Origin of the sequence: Pedobacter sp. ASV28 (assembly GCF_016428855.1) — a bacterium.
Lineage (GTDB): Bacteria > Bacteroidota > Bacteroidia > Sphingobacteriales > Sphingobacteriaceae > Pedobacter.
Genome location: NZ_JAELTN010000022.1, coordinates 35,058 through 52,128, shown reverse-complemented (window position 1 = coordinate 52,128; position 17,071 = coordinate 35,058). Strand labels below are relative to the sequence as shown.

17 protein-coding genes are annotated in these 17,071 nt (G+C 38.0%); 3 read left to right on the top strand and 14 right to left on the bottom strand.

All coding sequences use genetic code 11. The features are described from left to right. The first annotated feature begins 49 nt into the window (after positions 1-49). From pyrH to JHD79_RS10205, 3 genes are all read left to right on the top strand, one after another. Entirely contained in the window at positions 50-757 is a 708-nt protein-coding gene (gene pyrH, locus JHD79_RS10215) for a UMP kinase (protein ID WP_199119127.1), read from the top strand. A 38-nt stretch (positions 758-795) separates the two neighbouring features. Continuing rightward, complete coding sequence (frr, locus tag JHD79_RS10210) at positions 796-1,359, top strand: ribosome recycling factor (protein WP_199119126.1); 564 nt, start codon at positions 796-798, stop codon at positions 1,357-1,359. Between the two features lie 106 nt (positions 1,360-1,465). Next, positions 1,466-3,205, top strand: a complete 1,740-nt coding sequence (locus JHD79_RS10205; RefSeq protein ID WP_199119125.1) for an ABC transporter ATP-binding protein — start codon at positions 1,466-1,468, stop codon at positions 3,203-3,205. Positions 3,206-3,341: 136 nt separating this feature from the next. Here JHD79_RS10205 and rfbA read toward each other — a convergent pair whose 3' ends face one another. The 14 genes from rfbA to JHD79_RS10135 all read right to left on the bottom strand — a co-directional run bounded on the left by rfbA (position 3,342) and on the right by JHD79_RS10135 (position 17,056). Then, positions 3,342-4,202 carry a glucose-1-phosphate thymidylyltransferase RfbA gene (gene rfbA / locus JHD79_RS10200; RefSeq protein ID WP_199119124.1) on the bottom strand — a complete coding sequence of 287 codons (861 nt, stop codon included), beginning with the start codon at positions 4,200-4,202 and terminating at the stop codon, positions 3,342-3,344. A gap of 35 nt (positions 4,203-4,237) precedes the next feature. Continuing rightward, complete coding sequence (gene rfbD, locus JHD79_RS10195; RefSeq protein WP_199119123.1) at positions 4,238-5,104, bottom strand: dTDP-4-dehydrorhamnose reductase; 867 nt, start codon at positions 5,102-5,104, stop codon at positions 4,238-4,240. 21 nt (positions 5,105-5,125) lie between these two features. Next, on the bottom strand, positions 5,126-6,178 hold the full coding sequence (gene rfbB / locus JHD79_RS10190; RefSeq protein WP_199119122.1) for a dTDP-glucose 4,6-dehydratase: 1,053 nt from the start codon (positions 6,176-6,178) through the stop codon (positions 5,126-5,128). 65 nt (positions 6,179-6,243) lie between these two features. Further along, complete coding sequence (locus JHD79_RS10185) at positions 6,244-7,242, bottom strand: Gfo/Idh/MocA family protein (protein WP_199119121.1); 999 nt, start codon at positions 7,240-7,242, stop codon at positions 6,244-6,246. After that, positions 7,243-7,824 (bottom strand): acyltransferase, encoded by a 582-nt coding sequence (locus tag JHD79_RS10180; protein ID WP_199119120.1) that lies wholly within the window; start codon positions 7,822-7,824, stop codon positions 7,243-7,245. Further along, positions 7,821-8,942, bottom strand: coding sequence for a DegT/DnrJ/EryC1/StrS aminotransferase family protein (locus tag JHD79_RS10175; protein ID WP_199119119.1), 1,122 nt, complete (start codon positions 8,940-8,942; stop codon positions 7,821-7,823). The genes JHD79_RS10180 and JHD79_RS10175 overlap by 4 nt, the downstream gene beginning before the upstream one ends. 9 nt (positions 8,943-8,951) lie before the next feature. Next, a complete protein-coding gene (locus tag JHD79_RS10170; protein WP_199119118.1) occupies positions 8,952-9,518 on the bottom strand; it encodes a DUF3109 family protein in 567 nt (188 codons plus the stop codon). Between the two features lie 134 nt (positions 9,519-9,652). Beyond that, positions 9,653-10,426, bottom strand: a complete 774-nt coding sequence (locus JHD79_RS10165; protein ID WP_199119117.1) for a DUF3108 domain-containing protein — start codon at positions 10,424-10,426, stop codon at positions 9,653-9,655. A gap of 39 nt (positions 10,427-10,465) precedes the next feature. Further along, positions 10,466-10,975, bottom strand: a complete 510-nt coding sequence (locus JHD79_RS10160) for a DUF2480 family protein (RefSeq protein WP_199119116.1) — start codon at positions 10,973-10,975, stop codon at positions 10,466-10,468. A 103-nt stretch (positions 10,976-11,078) separates the two neighbouring features. Then, positions 11,079-13,178, bottom strand: a complete 2,100-nt coding sequence (locus tag JHD79_RS10155) for a SurA N-terminal domain-containing protein (RefSeq protein ID WP_199119115.1) — start codon at positions 13,176-13,178, stop codon at positions 11,079-11,081. 131 nt (positions 13,179-13,309) lie between these two features. Next, the gene (locus tag JHD79_RS10150) at positions 13,310-13,882 is read right to left on the bottom strand and encodes a hypothetical protein (RefSeq protein WP_199119151.1); all 573 of its coding nucleotides are present in this window, start codon (positions 13,880-13,882) and stop codon (positions 13,310-13,312) included. Between the two features lie 32 nt (positions 13,883-13,914). Then, on the bottom strand, positions 13,915-15,243 hold the full coding sequence (locus JHD79_RS10145) for an outer membrane protein transport protein (protein ID WP_233164642.1): 1,329 nt from the start codon (positions 15,241-15,243) through the stop codon (positions 13,915-13,917). Then, positions 15,224-15,961, bottom strand: coding sequence for a type III pantothenate kinase (locus tag JHD79_RS10140; protein WP_199119114.1), 738 nt, complete (start codon positions 15,959-15,961; stop codon positions 15,224-15,226). The genes JHD79_RS10145 and JHD79_RS10140 overlap by 20 nt, the downstream gene beginning before the upstream one ends. A gap of 117 nt (positions 15,962-16,078) precedes the next feature. Continuing rightward, positions 16,079-17,056, bottom strand: coding sequence for a DUF6427 family protein (locus tag JHD79_RS10135; RefSeq protein WP_199119113.1), 978 nt, complete (start codon positions 17,054-17,056; stop codon positions 16,079-16,081). Between the last annotated feature and the right edge of the window lie 15 nt (positions 17,057-17,071).

Genomic DNA, 17,071 nt, shown 5'->3' with positions numbered 1-17,071 from the left:
CGAAGATAATTGAAACCATAAAAACCACTGAAAATACAAAAACATATAAATGAAATATAAACGGATCTTACTTAAACTTAGCGGGGAATCGCTAATGGGCGAAAAGCAATATGGCATTGATAATGATCGTGTTAAACAATACGCTGAAGATATCAAAGCGGTTCATGATGAAGGACTAGAGATTGCTATCGTTATTGGCGGCGGCAATATTTTTAGAGGTTTAAGTGCGGAAAAATCTGGTATGGATAGGGCACAAGCAGATTATATGGGAATGTTGGCCACCGTAATTAATAGCATGGCTCTACAAGATGCATTGGAAAAGGTAGGGCTAAAAACCCGTCTGTTGTCCGCTATAAAAATGGAGCAGATCTGTGAACCATTTGTACGTAGAAGAGCTGTACGTCACTTGGAAAAAGGACGTGTGGTGATTTTTGGTGCAGGAACAGGTAATCCTTATTTCACCACAGACTCTGCTGCGGCATTAAGAGCCATTGAGATCAAAGCAGATGTTGTTCTAAAAGGTACCAGGGTAGATGGGATCTACACTGCAGATCCAGAAAAAGTGCCAACAGCAGAAAAATATGGGCAGATTACATTCAAGGAAGTTTATGACAAGGGATTAAACGTAATGGATATGACTGCCTTCACGCTTTGTGAAGAAAATCAATTACCAATTATTGTTTTCGACATGAATAAAAATGGTAATTTCATGAAGATTGCCAAAGGTGAAGAGATTGGAACTTTGGTAAAAGGGTAAAACTAATTTTTATATTTTTGTATCAAACACATTGAAAGATGAATGACCTCATAAAGAAACAATTAACCGATGCACAAGCTACAATGGATAAAGCCATAGTACACTGTGAATCAGAATTGACAAAGATTAGAGCTGGAAAGGCATCAGCAGGAATGCTTGATGGTATTATGGTAGATTACTATGGTAGCGCTACGCCTTTGGCCCAAGTAAGCGCAATCAACACACCAGATGCACGTACACTTATCATACAACCTTGGGAAAAAAACATGTTGGTACCTATTGAAAGAGCAATCATGGAGGCTAACATAGGTATCAATCCTCAGAATGACGGTTCTATTATTCGATTGGTTGTTCCTCCATTAACTGAAGAACGTAGAAGGGAACTGGTTAAAAAAGTTAAAGAAGAAGCTGAGAGAGGCCGCATTACCATCCGCAACATACGTAAAGATGCCAATGAGAAAATTAAAAAATTAAAGGCAGAGAGTGTTTCTGATGATGAGATTAAAACAGGCGAAGCTGAAGTACAAAAGATAACAGATGCTTATATCATAAAAGTAGATAAGCATGCGGAAGTCAAAGAAAAAGATATCATGACTGTTTAAGAGCATTCGATAAGTCCTAACAATATCGGTATATTGTAATATAAAAGGGAATGTGGTTCAGCTACATTCCCTTTTTTTATTTTTGCATGGCAATCACAAAACAAAAATGAATTTATTACTTGAATATTTAAAGGCCCATAAATGGGTTGTTGTACTGGCTTTGGTCTTAGCTGCCGTAAATATTGGTTTTTCTTTAATGGACCCTTATTTTACAGGTAGGATAGTAGATGGATTTATTGAAAAAAAAGATCACTTAAACAGGACTGAATTTATTTGGGGTGTATTGGGCCTAGTGGGCTTGGCCATAGGTGCCGCAATGGTTTCAAGGATTGCCAAAAACTTCCAGGATTACTTTACCAATATTATTGTGCAAAAGGTAGGTGCGAAAATGTATGCCGATGGGCTAAAGCATTCACTAGAATTACCCTATCAAGTTTTTGAAGACCAAAGAAGTGGGGAGACATTGGGCATATTACAAAAGGTAAGGACCGATTGCGAAAAATTTATCACTTCTTTTATTAGCGTTCTATTTGTAAGCCTAATTGGGATGGTCTTTGTTATTGTCTACTCCGTTACCGTAAGCTACAAAGTTACCCTTATTTATGGTGCCTCAATTCCGGTTATTGCATTCGTCAGTTGGTTTCTGAGCCGTAAAATAAAAACCATACAAAGATCCATAGTGACAGAAACTACTGCCCTGGCAGGCTCTACCACCGAATCCTTAAGAAACATCGAATTGGTAAAAAGTCTGGGACTAGCCAATCAGGAAATTGAACGTTTAAACAAGACTACCTATAAGATATTAGGCTTGGAATTAAGAAAAGTAAAATATGTAAGAAGCATGAGCTTTGTACAGGGCACTACCGTAAATTTGGTACGTAGCAGCATGGTTGTTGTTTTATTGATCCTTATTTTTGAGAACACCATTTCTCCAGGTCAATATTTCTCTTTTCTATTTTATTCCTTCTTTCTATTCGGACCGCTACAGGAGCTCGGCAATGTGATTTTAGCCTGGAGAGAGGCCGAAGTATCACTGGGCAGGTTTAAAGGCATTCTAAGCACCCCTATTGATCAAAAACCCAGCAACCCAAAGCCTTTAAACAAAATAGAAAAACTAACTTTCGATAAGGTAAGCTTTAAACACCTTACTGGAAAAAGCAATGCCTTAAGCCATATTAATTTTAGCGTTAACAATGGGGAGACCATTGCTTTTGTAGGTCCTTCTGGTTCCGGGAAAACCACATTGGTAAAACTATTAGTGGGTCTATATCAACCAGTAGAAGGCAGTGTTTTTTATAATAATATTCCAGGAAGCGAAATCGATCTAGATCAACTCAGGGAGAAGATAGGTTTTGTAACACAAGACACCCAGTTATTTTCTGGCACTATTAGAGAAAATCTTCAGTTTGTTAAGCCAAATGCCACAGACGAAGAATGTTTGAAAGTACTCAGACAGGCAGCCTGCCATACCTTATTGGCAAGAGCAGAGAAAGGCTTAGATAGTGTAATTGGTGAAGGTGGGGTGAAAGTATCTGGTGGAGAGAAACAGAGGCTTTCTATTGCCAGGGCATTATTACGTAATCCTGATATTTTGGTATTTGATGAAGCTACCTCTTCTTTAGATTCAATTACCGAGGAAGAAATCACCGCAACAATTAGAGAAGTATCCATATTAACCCACCATGTTACCATTCTCATTGCCCATCGTTTATCTACCATTCGCCATGCTGATAGGATCTATGTATTAGAGAAGGGACAGATTACGGAGCAAGGTAAGCATGAGGACTTATTGGCCGAGAAAGGCTTATATTATGCCATGTGGAGGCAACAGGTTGGAGAGAGATAGAAAAGTTAATCCAATTTGTCATTCCGAGCAGATGGAAGATCGCGAAGTGCTAAGCAGCAGGTCTATTTAATTTTAGCTTACGACTTCCTCCCCGATTTTCGGGATACGCTATCCCTCGGAATGACAAAAAATAAATTTATTTTACAATTCTCAATAGATATTCCCCATATCCACTTTTTACCAGTGGTTTGGCAATCTCTTTTAACTGTGCCGCATCAATATAGCCCATACGATAGGCGATCTCTTCAATACAACCAATTTTTAAGCCTTGACGTTCTTCTATAATTTGAACAAACTGGCCTGCCTGCATTAAAGAAGCAAATGTACCGGTGTCCAACCATGCCGTACCCCTGCTCAATACCCCAACCTTAAGTTTGCCCCTTTCCAGATATACCTTATTCACATCAGTAATCTCATATTCTCCACGTGCCGACGGTTTGATGTTTTTGGCTATCTCTACCACTTCGTTATCGTAAAAATATAAGCCAGGCACAGCATAATCTGATTTTGGTGCTAAAGGTTTCTCTTCAATGGAAACCACTTTATTATCTTGATCAAATTCAACGACCCCATATCTTTCAGGGTCTGATACCTGATAGGCAAAAACAACCCCTCCATCTGGATTAGCACTACCTTGTAATAGTTTTGCCATGCCATCTCCATAAAAAATATTATCTCCCAACACTAGGGCTACTTTGTCTGTCCCTATAAACTCTTCTCCAATCACAAATGCCTGGGCAAGGCCATTTGGGGCTGGCTGTACAGCATAGCTAAATTTACAACCCAAGCTACTTCCATCTCCTAACAATTTTTCAAAGTTGGGCAGGTCATAAGGCGTAGAGATAATGAGGATTTCATTAATACCCGCTAGCATTAAAGTAGATAAAGGATAATAAATCATTGGTTTATCGTAAACGGGCATCATTTGTTTACTGCAGGCCAACGTTAAAGGATGTAAACGTGTGCCACTACCGCCAGCTAGTATTATACCTTTCATATGTTTAGTTTTAATTATTCGTAAAAGCTATGTTTTTATTGGTTGGTTGATTTTAGCACCTTCATGCAAGCTTTAAGGCTATCTAGCCAATAAGGCACTTGTACCTTATAATCTTTTTTTATCTTACTTTTATCCATTACAGAAAATGAAGGTCTTTTAGCCTTTGTAGGATATGCACTGGTAGGAATAGGATTTAGCTTTATCTTATTTCCGTTCAGATCAAATATGGCTTTTGCAAAATCGTACCAAGAGGTTACTCCTTCATTGCTGAAATGGTAGATGCCAAATTCTTTACTCGGACTTTCTATCACATCAACTATCGCATTTGCCAGATCAATGGCATAAGTAGGTGTCCCTACTTGATCAGCTATGATATTCAATTCCTCACGATCTGCTCCAAGCTTGAGCATAGTTTTAACGAAGTTGTTCGCATATTCAGAATATAGCCAGCTTGTCCTGATGATGATGTGCGATGCCAAAGTAGCAATAATTGCTTTTTCTCCATCCAATTTAGTCAATCCATATACATTAATTGGCTTGACCTCATCGTTCTCTTTAAGCAACTTGACCTCATTTCCCTCGAACACAAAGTCAGTAGAAATATGGATCAATATGGCGCCAAATGATCGACATAAAACGGCCAAGTTTTTAGCGCCGATTTCATTGACGGCCTTGGCCAACTCTGGTTCATCTTCTGCTTTATCAACTGCCGTATAAGCAGCACAATTCACTACATATTTTGGCTGGGCTGTCTTAAACAGTTCCTCTAAGCGTACGGTATCTAAAATATCTGCTTGGCCTTCTTCCGGAAAAACAAACCCGTTCCTGCCGCTATCGGCAATTACTTTTTTAATACATTGACCCAATTGACCACCAGCGCCTATAACAAGTATTTCTCCCATATCCTTATCTGCTGAACACCATTATTTAGTATGATATTGCTTTTCGTAATAAGATTGATAGTTACCTGAGGTTACATTGCTCAGCCACTCTTCATTTTCAAGATACCAGTCCACTGTTTTTTCCAATCCTTCTTCGAACTGTAAACTAGGAATCCAGCCTAATTTCTCTTGCAGTTTGGTAGAGTCAATGGCATAGCGCAGATCATGTCCAGCCCTGTCGGTCACAAAAGTTATCAGTTTGGCAGATTCACCTTCTTGTCTGCCCAATTTTTTGTCCATAATGCTACATAACAAATGGATAAGATCAATATTTTTCCATTCGTTGTGACCACCAATATTATACGTTTCGCCCGTTTCTGCTTTATGGAAAATGACATCAATTGCCCTGGCATGATCTTCAACCCAAAGCCAGTCTCTTACATTCTCGCCCTTTCCATATACAGGTACCGGTTTATTATTTTTAATATTGTTTATAGCTAATGGAATTAGTTTTTCAGGAAAATGGTGCGAACCATAATTATTTGAGCAATTGGAGATTACACAATCTAAACCATAAGTATCATGATAGGCCCGGACAAAATGGTCAGAACTTGCCTTCGAAGCTGAGTAGGGACTATGTGGATCATAGGCTGTGCTTTCCACAAACATACCTTCTTTACCAAGTGCTCCATAAACTTCGTCCGTACTGATATGATAAAACCGCTTTTGATCATACTGACCTTTCCAGTTATCTTTTGCCGCATTTAAAAGATTTACGGTGCCAATAACATTGGTCATTACAAATGCAGTTGGGTCTGAGATAGAGCGGTCTACATGGCTTTCTGCCGCCAAATGAATGACAGCATCAAAGTTTTCCGCATAAAAAAGATCATTTAAAGCAATAGAATCTGTAATATCTACTTTAACAAATCTATAATTTGGTTTATTTTCCACATCGGTCAAATTGGCCAAATTCCCTGCATAGGTTAACTTGTCCAGATTGACAATGGTATAATCGGGATAATGATTAACAAATCTACGTACTACATGTGAGCCTATGAATCCGGCACCTCCGGTAATTAATATTTTTTTCAAAACAGTTTCTTGAGTTATTCCCTACAAAAATATAATAAAGTATCTTACTTGCACTGAAGATTGAACTAAACTTTCGATAGTGCTACTGGCTGATACATCCGTTCGATAATATCAATCACCATTAGAACTTCCTGCTGTGAAACAGCTGATTTTTTGCCTTGCTGAAGTCGTAGAATTACATCATAAAGAAAATTCTGATGATTGGTCGTAATATAATCCTTTACCTCTGGTTTCATCAGTCCTTCCGCATGCATTTCTAATAGCGAATCCATGTACTGTCCCCCAATTTTAATGGTGCCGGACTCTGCAATAACCGTAATGTTGCTTTCAAGGTTTTTATCGTAAACAGCCGTCGTAAAATGAAATGATCCTTTGCCACCATTTTCAAGATTAAAGGTAACTATACCACTATCTTCAAATTCGGTAGTGGTGTGATGGTTAAAGTTAAAAAACTCAGATTTAATTTCATTAATCTCACCAAAGAACCAATATAAGGCATCTATATAATGGCTAAACTGTGTAAACAACGTTCCCCCATCCATCTCTTTCGAACCATGCCAGCTTCCCGCACTATAATATCGATCATCTCGGTTCCAAAAGCAGTTCAATTGGACCATGAATATCTTACCTAGTTTTTGTTTAGCTAATATATCTTTTAACCAAATAGAAACTGGAGCATATCTATTTTGAAATACAGAGAATACCTCTCTTTTATTTAGGCGAGCTATTTCAAATATTTTTTCCGCATCTGATGTAGATAGGGCAACCGGTTTTTCTATTACCACATGTTTGCCCCGATTTAGGCATTTGATGGCATGCTCTGCATGAAGTCCGTTAGGTGTAGCGATGACAGCCACATCAAATTCAATATTACTGTCTAAAAGGTCGTCTAATGCCGAAAAGAAGGGGATTACACTATCATCAGGTAATAACTGGTCGGTATTTGGATCTACAATTGCGGCTAAGTTTGATTCGGGATAATTGTTTAATATATCGGCATGCTTTTTCCCGATATGACCATAGCCAATAACAGCAAAATTAATAGGTAATGTATTTTGCTTCATTTATTTTATTCTTACAACGATGTTGTTCTCTAGTTTATATTGTTGATCAGTCTCCTGACAATAAGCCATTTGATTTTTATCAAAGATAAGCTTATTTCCAAATTCTCCAACCCAGCCATACTGTTTTGCGGGATTTCCATAAACCAAAGCATAGGGTTTCACCGATTTCGTTACCACTGAACCCGCACCTATCATCGCATATTTCCCTATGGTAAGACCACATATAATCGTACTATTTGCTCCAATAGAAGCCCCTTTTTGAAGAATAGTTGGCTTATATTCATTTTTCCTATTAATAGCACTCCTAGGATTAATTACGTTGGTAAACACCACAGATGGGCCGATAAACACATCATCTTCACAAAATAGACCATTATATAAAGAAACATTATTCTGCACCTTTACATTTTCTCCCAATTTAACTCCGTTGGCAATAAATACATTTTGCCCAATATTACAATGATCTCCAATGGAAGTTTGTTCCATTAAATGAGAGAAATGCCAAATCTTGATATGACTTCCCAACATACAGCCTTCATCTACTACAGCCGTAGGATGGATAAAGTTATTGGGGCCACTCATAGTTTATAATTTATCAAAGCATTACATATGAACTGCTGTTGGTCTGGTTCCAACTCAGTATGCATAGGTAAAGATAATACACGTTTTGATAATTCCTTACTATTCCTAAGGCTTTCTTTAGAAAAAACCTGATAGGCTTGCTGCTCCGGCAGCGTTCCCGGATAATATACCATAGTTGGAATTCCCTTTTCTTTGAGATAAGCTACCAGGTGTGCCCTATGTATGGATGGATCTAATATAATGGTATATTGGTTATAAGAATGCGCTTCATACTCAGTTTCTAAGGGAATTTGAAGCCAGTTGATCTTATCCAATCTTTCGTTATAAAAAGCAGCAACCCTGCGGCGAGTTAACAAGTAAATTCCTAGCTGCTTTAACTTAACGGTTAAAATGGCCGCCTGAATACCATCAAGCCTGGAGTTCACGCCAATAAGTTCATGGGTATATTTTTTCTGTTGGCCATGGTTGGCCATCATTCTTACTTTTTTGGCCAATTCATCGTCATTAGAAAAAACAGCTCCACCGTCGCCAAAGCAGGCCAAATTTTTTGAAGGAAAAAAAGAAGTGCAGCCAATATCTCCCGCAAGTCCGGCTTGCAAACAAGTTCCATTGACATTTACCCTGGCTCCCAAGGCCTGTGCTACATCTTCTATGATTTTTAAATCATGCTTTTTGGCCAATCCTATGATATCTTTCATATTCGCTGGCTGTCCAAAAAGATGTACAACAATAATGGCTTTGGTTTTTTCCGTAATTAGTGATGCGATTGTTTCTGCACTAATATTAAAAGTATCAAAATCTACGTCTGCAAAAACAGGGGTCAAATTTAATAAAGCTACCGCTTCGGCAGGTGCGACAAAACAAAAACCTGGAACAATCACTTCATCTCCATGTTTTAAATCCAAAGCCATTAACGCCAACTGTAATGCATCGGTTCCGTTCCCGCAAGGAATTACATGATCTGCTCCCAAATAGGTCTTTAGGGCAATTTCGAATTCGTTAACATATTTACCCCCTATAAATGCACTATCATTTATTACCTTTTCTATTGCAGCATCTACCTCGGGCTTTATCTTTTGATATTGCGTATGTAGGTCAACAAATTGGATGGTTTGCATGTTTGTCAATTAGAAGTTTTCAGCTACATGATCTTCCAAATCGACATACCACTCTGCACCATATTTTCTAATCAAAGGTTCTTTCAAAAACTGATAAACAGGAACCTTAAGTTCACGTCCAAAGGTACATGCGTCTTTACAGATATGCCATCTATCATAATTCAGCACATCAAATTCAGGATAATGGGTAATCCTGATGGGATACAAATGACAAGAGATCGGCTTCTTCCAGTCCACCAAGCCTTGCTCATAAGCTTTTTCAATAGCACATTTGGTTATGCCATTTTCGAACGTAACATAGGCACATTCTTTATTTCCATCTACACAAGGTGTGGTCAAATCGCCATCGGCATCTACTACAGAAGTACCATATTGTTCTATTGCCGCAATCCCCTTAGGTGCTAACAGGTGTTTTATCTGGGGATAAATATCCTCCAATATCTGTGTTTCAGCTTTTTCTAGTGGCGCACCAGCATCTCCTTCCACACAACAAATTCCCTTGCACTTATTTAAATTACATACGAAGTCTTCATTAATCAAGTCTTCATGCAATAAGGTGCTTTGTATTTCTATCATTCTTTACGTTTAATCGTTTGAACTCTGTAATTGGTTAATTGCTGCTTAATCCCAAATCATTACAGTTATGTTTAATCGTTTGAGTTTTACAGTTAACCGATTAAAACAATTAACCAAATAACCAGCCTCAACAATTACCCTTTTCCTATCGGATATTTTAGTCCTTCGGCTGATTTTATCTCTAAAGTTACAGAACCAACCAAAATCTCTACCTGCGCCTTTACAGGAACCCTATTCCCGTCGTCCGTTATCCAAAGGTACAATTTACTATCCTTTTTAAAAATTCGACCCGGTTTGATTGAAGGGCTAAATTTCAGACAATTGATATTTCCTAACTTACTTTTGACGACTTCCTTTCCTATGTATTGAATTTCAAGGGAAGATATTTCATCGCCCAAAAAATAATTCAGCTTAAAGGTATCATTGATTTTGAGCTTTGAAATGTCTAAACTACGCGCAAAATAATAGGCAGATACCAGATCAAACGTTTGGGTAGTTGGTGTGGTAAAAGTACCCGTATTGGCCACCACTTTTTTTGTATCCTGGTAAAAACGGGCTTTATCCTGCCTACGGTAACTGGCCTCTTTAATGTCTTCCTGATAAAAATAAGGTGTTAGATCAGCTTTATCAATATAGGAATCGTAATGGTCTCTTATTTTATAGAAAATATCAAAAGTGCCAGAAGTTTTTGCATCTACTACCAGCTTATAGGTCGGCTTATTATCAAACTTAAGGTCGGTCTCTTGGACTTGTATGGTTGCTTCTGCGGCTGTAATGAAACCATATTTCAACTTATAAGTCAATATTTCCCCTTCTTTAAAGGCATTTTCTTTCTTTAAGGGAAGCTCTTGGGCAAAGCTAAGCTTGCATGTTGCAATAAGAATAAATATTAACGTCAGTCTCTTCATGCTTTGCCTAAAACAAAAAGTAATCCAAAAAAATATCTTTTAGTCTTTTCGTTTATAAATTGGCACGGTAGAACAGGGTTCTCCATACATTATACTTTTCACAACCGGAGTTAACAGGTTTGTAATTTCTACATAAGCTGAAACAGGTATATCTCCACATCCCTTTACCACAACCCTTTGTCCTTCAAAACTACCTATATCTATTTTACTTAACGCCTTAGAGAACAATACCGTTTCTAATGTTTCCAATGATCCGAATACAATTTCATCTGCATAGGGCTTCATCTTGTTTGCCAATAGCATATAGGCCCATGTGGGAACAATGGCATCGGCCGAACAGGTAATGGCGATATTCTTATGGGTGTATTGCTGCCAATCATGTTCTTTTACAAAAGCTCTAAAATCTTGCTCCTTTAAAATCAGGCCATGAAAAAGATTGTCTTTGATATCGTACACTAAACGCTCTCCTTTAGCCAAATAGTCTTCTAGGTTAAACGTAATCAGCCCACTTGCCGCTACCTTATTTACAATGTTCTCTTGAATATCCATGATGCAAAGTCAAAGTGAAAATTAAAAAGTCAAAATGATAACCATTTTCATAAAAAAACCGTCCTAGCAATGCAAGGACGGTTACAAAGTTAAGTAAATAAGATTAATAGAATTTCACCCTATTGTCTTTTATATCGCTTTTCTCTTGTAGCGCTTGAAAAGCACTGCCTAGAGAACGTTGACTGATATTCGTCAACATTGTTTCTTTTTGTTTGAAAGTATTCGCCAATGGAGCTGGATTGGTAAAACCATCAACAGTAAATACATATACGCCTCTTTCGCCAGTAATGACTTTAGATAATTTACCTACCTGTGAACCAAAAACTGCACCCACAACCTTATTTTCTTGGGATAAGCCAGGTATAATTGGGTTAGCGAATACCATATTCTGAACCGGAGCAACTGCTTTTCCTACTTTTTGGGCCACAGCCTCTATATTAGCAGACCCAGCTAAGGCCTTCTCCAATTTCTCAGATAAAAGTTTACCTTTTTTAGCGCTCAGTACTTGTGGCTCAATTTGTTTTTTTACATCCTCTAAAGACAATTGTCCTTTTGGTTTAATGCTCGTTAGCTGTGCCACTACATAGGCATTATCCATATTATATACCTGAGGCAACACTTTTCCTTTATCCGCGGCATAAATATCTCTAATCAGCTGGCGAGGATTATCCAAACCTGGAGCATAACCTTGTGTACTGGTAATTCTATCTGCCAAGGCAACATTATAGCCTTGTTTTTGAGCCAAAGCACTAAAATTATCAGATTTAACCTCACTTAGGAAAGCATTGGCTTTCTTGTAAGCTGCATCCCTGGTTTTTTGGCTAGGTGCTAATGTTTTTTCAATATAGGCCAGTTTCACTACTTTAGATGAACCTACTTGTTTTTCAATTTTGATAACATGTACACCAAATTGCGACCTTACTACTTTAATATCACCTGGTTTACCATCAAAAGCGGCATTTTCAAATGCGGCTACCATAGCCCCACGGCCAAATGTGCCCAATTCTCCACCACTGTCTTTAGACCCGTCAACACTATATTGTTTAGCCAAGTCACCAAAGTTACTTCCCGACTGTGCTAATTTTTTTAATGAATCTGCCAATTTGAATGCTTTGGCATCACCACCTACTTTACTAGGATCAATTAGGATATGACTTGCTTTTACCGAATCTGGCGAATAACGGCTATCTACCACCTTAACTAATTTGTAAGAATTTCCTGAAAATTTAGGCCCATAGAAACTTCCAATCGGATAGTTAAAGATCACAGAATCAACTGCGGCATCCAACTTTCCTTTGCCTATGTAAGCATATGGAATTTTCACATCAGAGTTATTCGCTGCAAATAGAGAATCGTTAGGGGTAATTCTAAAATCAGACGCCAATTTTTCTACCTGACTTTTAACAATCGCAGTATCAGCAGCTGTTGGCTGTATACCGAAAGACACATACTGAAAATCTCTTGTTTCTTGTGGATTGTCAAAACGCTTTTTATTTGCGTCATAGTATTCCTTATAATCTGCATCTGTCAATTTCACATTGGCATCTAAAATTGAGCTATAGTCTAAATTAACATATTTGAAATTAACCAACTTATTCCGGTTAATATATTCATCATTAGCTTCTAATGTAGTTACGTATACAGAGTTACTGATTAACTTGGTATATTTTTGCTGCAGTGCTTGCCTTTCGATCTCGGTTTCTAACAAGCCCCATTGCTTGCTAAGGTTTGGATCTTTAGATTTAGATTTCAAGGAATTCATTACCGCAGCCCTATCGAACTCCCCAGTTTGTGGGTTTCCGAAGTATTGCAGGATTAAAGGGCTTGGTTTTTTACCTTGTACCAGATCATAAAGCTCATCGGCCGAAACAGTCAGACCAACACGGTCAAACTCTTTGCCCAAAATTATACCTGCTATTTCAGACTGCCAAGCTTGGTCTACCGCCATTGCCTGCATTTGAGGATTCATTACTCCGCCATATTGTTGCTTAAACTGGGCAACTGTTTGGTCAACCTTGGCGTTGAACTCGTCATACTTCACTTCTTTACCATCAATACTTCCTACTACGGTTCTTGATGATGCTCCCCATATTGCACCACCTTGTTGCAATAATGGTTCTAAAACAAATAACGCCAATACTACTGCGATACCCCCAACCAAAAAATAGCCCATTTTGGTACGCATGAAAGTCATTAATCCCATATTATTCTTTTATTTTAACTTTTATTTTAAGAGGGCGCAAGATACAAATTTGAAACTAATTAGAAAATATTAAATTTTAATTGTTTTTTATCTTGAATATTAAGCAGATAGAAGCAAAGAAAAGTCGCTAATTATTGGGTCAAACCACCTTTTAAATATGCTTCTGCCGATGGCAAAACAATGTTATATGTACTAAAATCCTGCGGAGCGGAGAAGCTTGTCCCGTTTACAATATTTCCATCTTTAGTGGTCAAGGTACCTGCTGGCGAAAAATACATACGCTTATTTTCATCCCAGATGAGCTCATCTGTAGTAAACGTCATGTTCGCACTGACTACCACTACATTTTTTCTGAAAATGGTGAGCTTTTCTGTTTCCTTATTGATGGCGTAATCTGACTTTATACTTCCCTTTGACTTGAGGTTCTCGTCATAAAAATCGATTTTCACGCCTTTCGGCATTTCGCTATAAGCCAAACCTTGCGAAGGTGTTACCTTATCGAGTATAGGGGCAAAGCCTTTGGCCTTCACCTTTGCCGAATCGCTATAGATTACCTCTACACCATAAGAACGGTCTTTGCTCAGGGTAATTTTTTTTGCGGAAATTGCACTTACTTTTTTCAGGTCATCACCTTCACAAGCTATTAGGCATAGTGCAAAAGAAATGATTAATAATAATGTCGATCTGACCTTAAAAGCTTCCATCTGTTCTATAGATTTAAGCAAAGTTGCAAAAGTTAATCAAATTTAAACCTTTGAAACCACTTATCATTCAACATAAAACCTAAACGTAGGTTAAGGTACTGCTCCTGTAACAACCCATTGCTTGCCTTGCCCCTTCTGCCCAATTCTGCAGAAACATTCATCTTATAGAATGATGAACGGGCATAAGAAGATAGTGGCAAGCCCAAGCCAAATGTAATCGCCATCTGTTTCACATCCTGATTATTCATTTGGATATAGGTTTTATCATAGGCAAAGCCCAAACGATAGTCTACCCTTTTAAAATAGCCATTGATGGCCGTAATGTCTGGCGTAAACTGGCCACCAACAGAGAAACCATAAGTGTCCTGAAGGTTTTGGTTAACACCAGCAATGGAAAGGCCAGACCATTTCCCCATGCGGTAATCTGCTCCTACCACCCATTTATTGTCTCTTTGTACGGTAAATCCAAAATTGTGGATCAATGGTAATTTCAATTTGGTTTTGGCACCTTCGCTAAATTCCAAGGTATCTAAAGCGGTAAGCTCTTCACCAACGGAATTTTTAAGGTATTGCGTAATGTACTGGCTTCTTTCCGAATTTAGATTCGAAGATGAAGATCCAGAATAACCTATTACCAAAGCGGTCTTGTTATCCAATCGGAAATCATATTGCACACCATAGCTAAAATTCAAGCCATATACACTATTTTTAACTTGGTTACGCGAGTTTATGGCCCCTACTTCATTTACATATTCCGTAGACCTGCTCTGTATCAGGTTACCAAACAAGTATTCCAAGTTAGCACCTACCCTAAAATGATCGCCAAATTGTATCCCATAACCCAAATATGCTTTTGACAAACCACCCTCACCTGCATAGATATAATCTACAGTTTTGGTATTATCGGTTGTAGTGCCTACGCTCATCGTATTTTTGAAGTTGTAACCCAACTCCGAATAAGGCAGTATGCCCACGCTTAACGCAGATTTTAAGGAAATGGGAAATGCCATAGCCACATGGCTTAACGAAGAGTTAAAACTATTTTCTGATAAACTTCCGCTTTTAAGTTGCGTAAAGCTTCCCGACATGCCTATATCTAGGGTAGTTAAATTAATTCCTGCATAAGAGGCAGGATTTTGCATATTAATATTGTTGATATAGCTTGTTTTGAAAACACCTGCAGATATTCCTCCCATAGACCTTAGTTGCGGCAATAAGGAACCCTGGATGTTACCAATACCAAATTTTGAATATGGAGATTGTACCGTTATCTGTGCTACCGCAGCTGAGCCTATCAATAGCAAGAATGCAAGGTATATGTATCTTAATTTATGGTTCATTTTATCGTATAATAACTTCATTCAATCCTTTTAAAACCAAATATGGTTCATGTATTATTTGGGCGGCAAATATGCTATTTTTTAATTGCTTGTTCAAAAAAACCGCATCACCCCCCGTTAAAATTACTTTTAAATCTTTATTCTCCCTATTGGCCTGTTGTATAAATCCTTCCACTTCATTTAAGGCACCCCGCAATACCCCATTCTTTATCGAAGTTTCCGTATCGGCCCCCAAGGGGATCTCTTCCTCACTTTTATCCCATTGCACCAAAGGCAATCTTTCAGTATAATGGTTCAAAGCTTTAAAACGCATGTTCAGCCCTAAACTTATACTTCCGCCGAAGTATTCATTTTGGGCATTGAGTATATCATAGGTAATGCAGGTGCCCGCATCAATCATTAAACAGTTTATGCCCCGATATAAATAATGTGCCGCAATTACCTTGGCCCACCTATCTAAACCCAATGTTTCCGGACTTTTATAGTTGTTTTTTACGCCGCTTGTTATGGCCGTAGTGAAACGGGTATAATTCAATTTCTCTTTCAACAAGTGCTCTATTTCACTAATATTATCACTTACGCTAGAAATGGTTGCATTTTCAATTTTATATTTTGCGATTATTTCTATTAAATATGGTTGGTCTATCTTGCCCAGTTGCTCGAAATAAATGAGTTCTTTTTGATCAAAGACCGCCAGTTTACTATAGGTATTGCCAATATCTATTACCAGATTATGCATTAAATATCAACATGATCAAACCACAAATTACGAATTGAAAGAAACAGCATTACTAGTTTCATGCCACAAAGCTATTAATCTTTGACAAGTTTCGACGTGCCAATTTGTTAAAAAAGGTTAAACAAACAAAAAGTACTGGATGCAAAGCACCAGAACCACAAACAAACTCTCGTAAAACCAACGTTTTTTTGCATTGGAAAAATAATAGGCCAACAATATGGCTCCAGGCGCCACGCACAACAAAAAGTGGTTTACCGAAACGCCGGGTTTCGTATAAAAACTGACCAGGCTGACCAAAAACATAAAAAACAACATTTGAAATGCTTTTCTGGTACTGATAAAGCTTCGAAAGAAATTTTCCCTCAGCTGTAAAACGGCCAGGATCATAATAATGCCTACCGGGATCAGTACCAGGTAATCGTTATAGTTGATCTGTAGGTTACTAGGGAACTTGTTGGTAAGGGGCTGCCATATATCTATAAAACGGTGAATGTTATCATTCCAGTAATACAGTACGGCCACAAACAAGAATATGGTCAAGAAGCCAATAATGCCCGACACCCATTCGCGCCAATTAAAAGGCCTATACATAAGCAAACTCAACCATAACATGGTTAAGAGCATGATAAAAGGAAAATAAATTAGGGTACCTATGGCAATCAACATCCCTACATCAAACATAATAGACATGGCATTGGGCATTTTAGACAGTTTTAAAAACTTATCTATAATGATAATGAGGAGAAAGTTACAAATCAAGGTAGGACTGAGCACCAGAAACTGTAGGAACAGACTCGATCCGGTGATGTACAATAATGCCGGTAAATAGCTTGGCTTTGCCAACAGTGTATGGTTATTTACAATCCTATTAAATATCAATGCTTGCACAAAAACGATTACCGTAGCCAGGAAAACGTTCGCTGTTGGCGACAGCGGAGCGATTGAAAAGTGGATAAAAAGCTTGGTATAGGACTCTAAAATTTCGAAACTAAGGGCGTCCGGCAAATTTAAATATATTGCCAAACGCATAAAAACAGTGTATCCCGCCAATAGCAGCAGGTTAATAGGATTTAAATTTCGAAACTGATTGATCATGCCAATTATACCATG

Excerpts from the sequence above, each read along its gene's own strand:
- pyrH (WP_199119127.1), top strand. The coding sequence starts at position 50 with ATGAAATATAAACGGATCTTACTTAAACTTAGCGGGGAATCGCTAATG.
- frr (WP_199119126.1), top strand. The coding sequence starts at position 796 with ATGAATGACCTCATAAAGAAACAATTAACCGATGCACAAGCTACAATG.
- JHD79_RS10205 (WP_199119125.1), top strand. The coding sequence starts at position 1,466 with ATGAATTTATTACTTGAATATTTAAAGGCCCATAAATGGGTTGTTGTA.
- rfbA (WP_199119124.1), bottom strand. The coding sequence starts at position 4,202 with ATGAAAGGTATAATACTAGCTGGCGGTAGTGGCACACGTTTACATCCT.
- rfbD (WP_199119123.1), bottom strand. The coding sequence starts at position 5,104 with ATGGGAGAAATACTTGTTATAGGCGCTGGTGGTCAATTGGGTCAATGT.
- JHD79_RS10185 (WP_199119121.1), bottom strand. The coding sequence starts at position 7,242 with ATGAAGCAAAATACATTACCTATTAATTTTGCTGTTATTGGCTATGGT.
- JHD79_RS10180 (WP_199119120.1), bottom strand. The coding sequence starts at position 7,824 with ATGAGTGGCCCCAATAACTTTATCCATCCTACGGCTGTAGTAGATGAA.
- JHD79_RS10175 (WP_199119119.1), bottom strand. The coding sequence starts at position 8,942 with ATGCAAACCATCCAATTTGTTGACCTACATACGCAATATCAAAAGATA.
- JHD79_RS10170 (WP_199119118.1), bottom strand. The coding sequence starts at position 9,518 with ATGATAGAAATACAAAGCACCTTATTGCATGAAGACTTGATTAATGAA.
- JHD79_RS10165 (WP_199119117.1), bottom strand. The coding sequence starts at position 10,426 with ATGAAGAGACTGACGTTAATATTTATTCTTATTGCAACATGCAAGCTT.
- JHD79_RS10160 (WP_199119116.1), bottom strand. The coding sequence starts at position 10,975 with ATGGATATTCAAGAGAACATTGTAAATAAGGTAGCGGCAAGTGGGCTG.
- JHD79_RS10155 (WP_199119115.1), bottom strand. The coding sequence starts at position 13,178 with ATGGGATTAATGACTTTCATGCGTACCAAAATGGGCTATTTTTTGGTT.
- JHD79_RS10150 (WP_199119151.1), bottom strand. The coding sequence starts at position 13,882 with ATGGAAGCTTTTAAGGTCAGATCGACATTATTATTAATCATTTCTTTT.
- JHD79_RS10145 (WP_233164642.1), bottom strand. The coding sequence starts at position 15,243 with ATGAAGTTATTATACGATAAAATGAACCATAAATTAAGATACATATAC.
- JHD79_RS10140 (WP_199119114.1), bottom strand. The coding sequence starts at position 15,961 with ATGCATAATCTGGTAATAGATATTGGCAATACCTATAGTAAACTGGCG.
- JHD79_RS10135 (WP_199119113.1), bottom strand. The coding sequence starts at position 17,056 with ATGATCAATCAGTTTCGAAATTTAAATCCTATTAACCTGCTGCTATTG.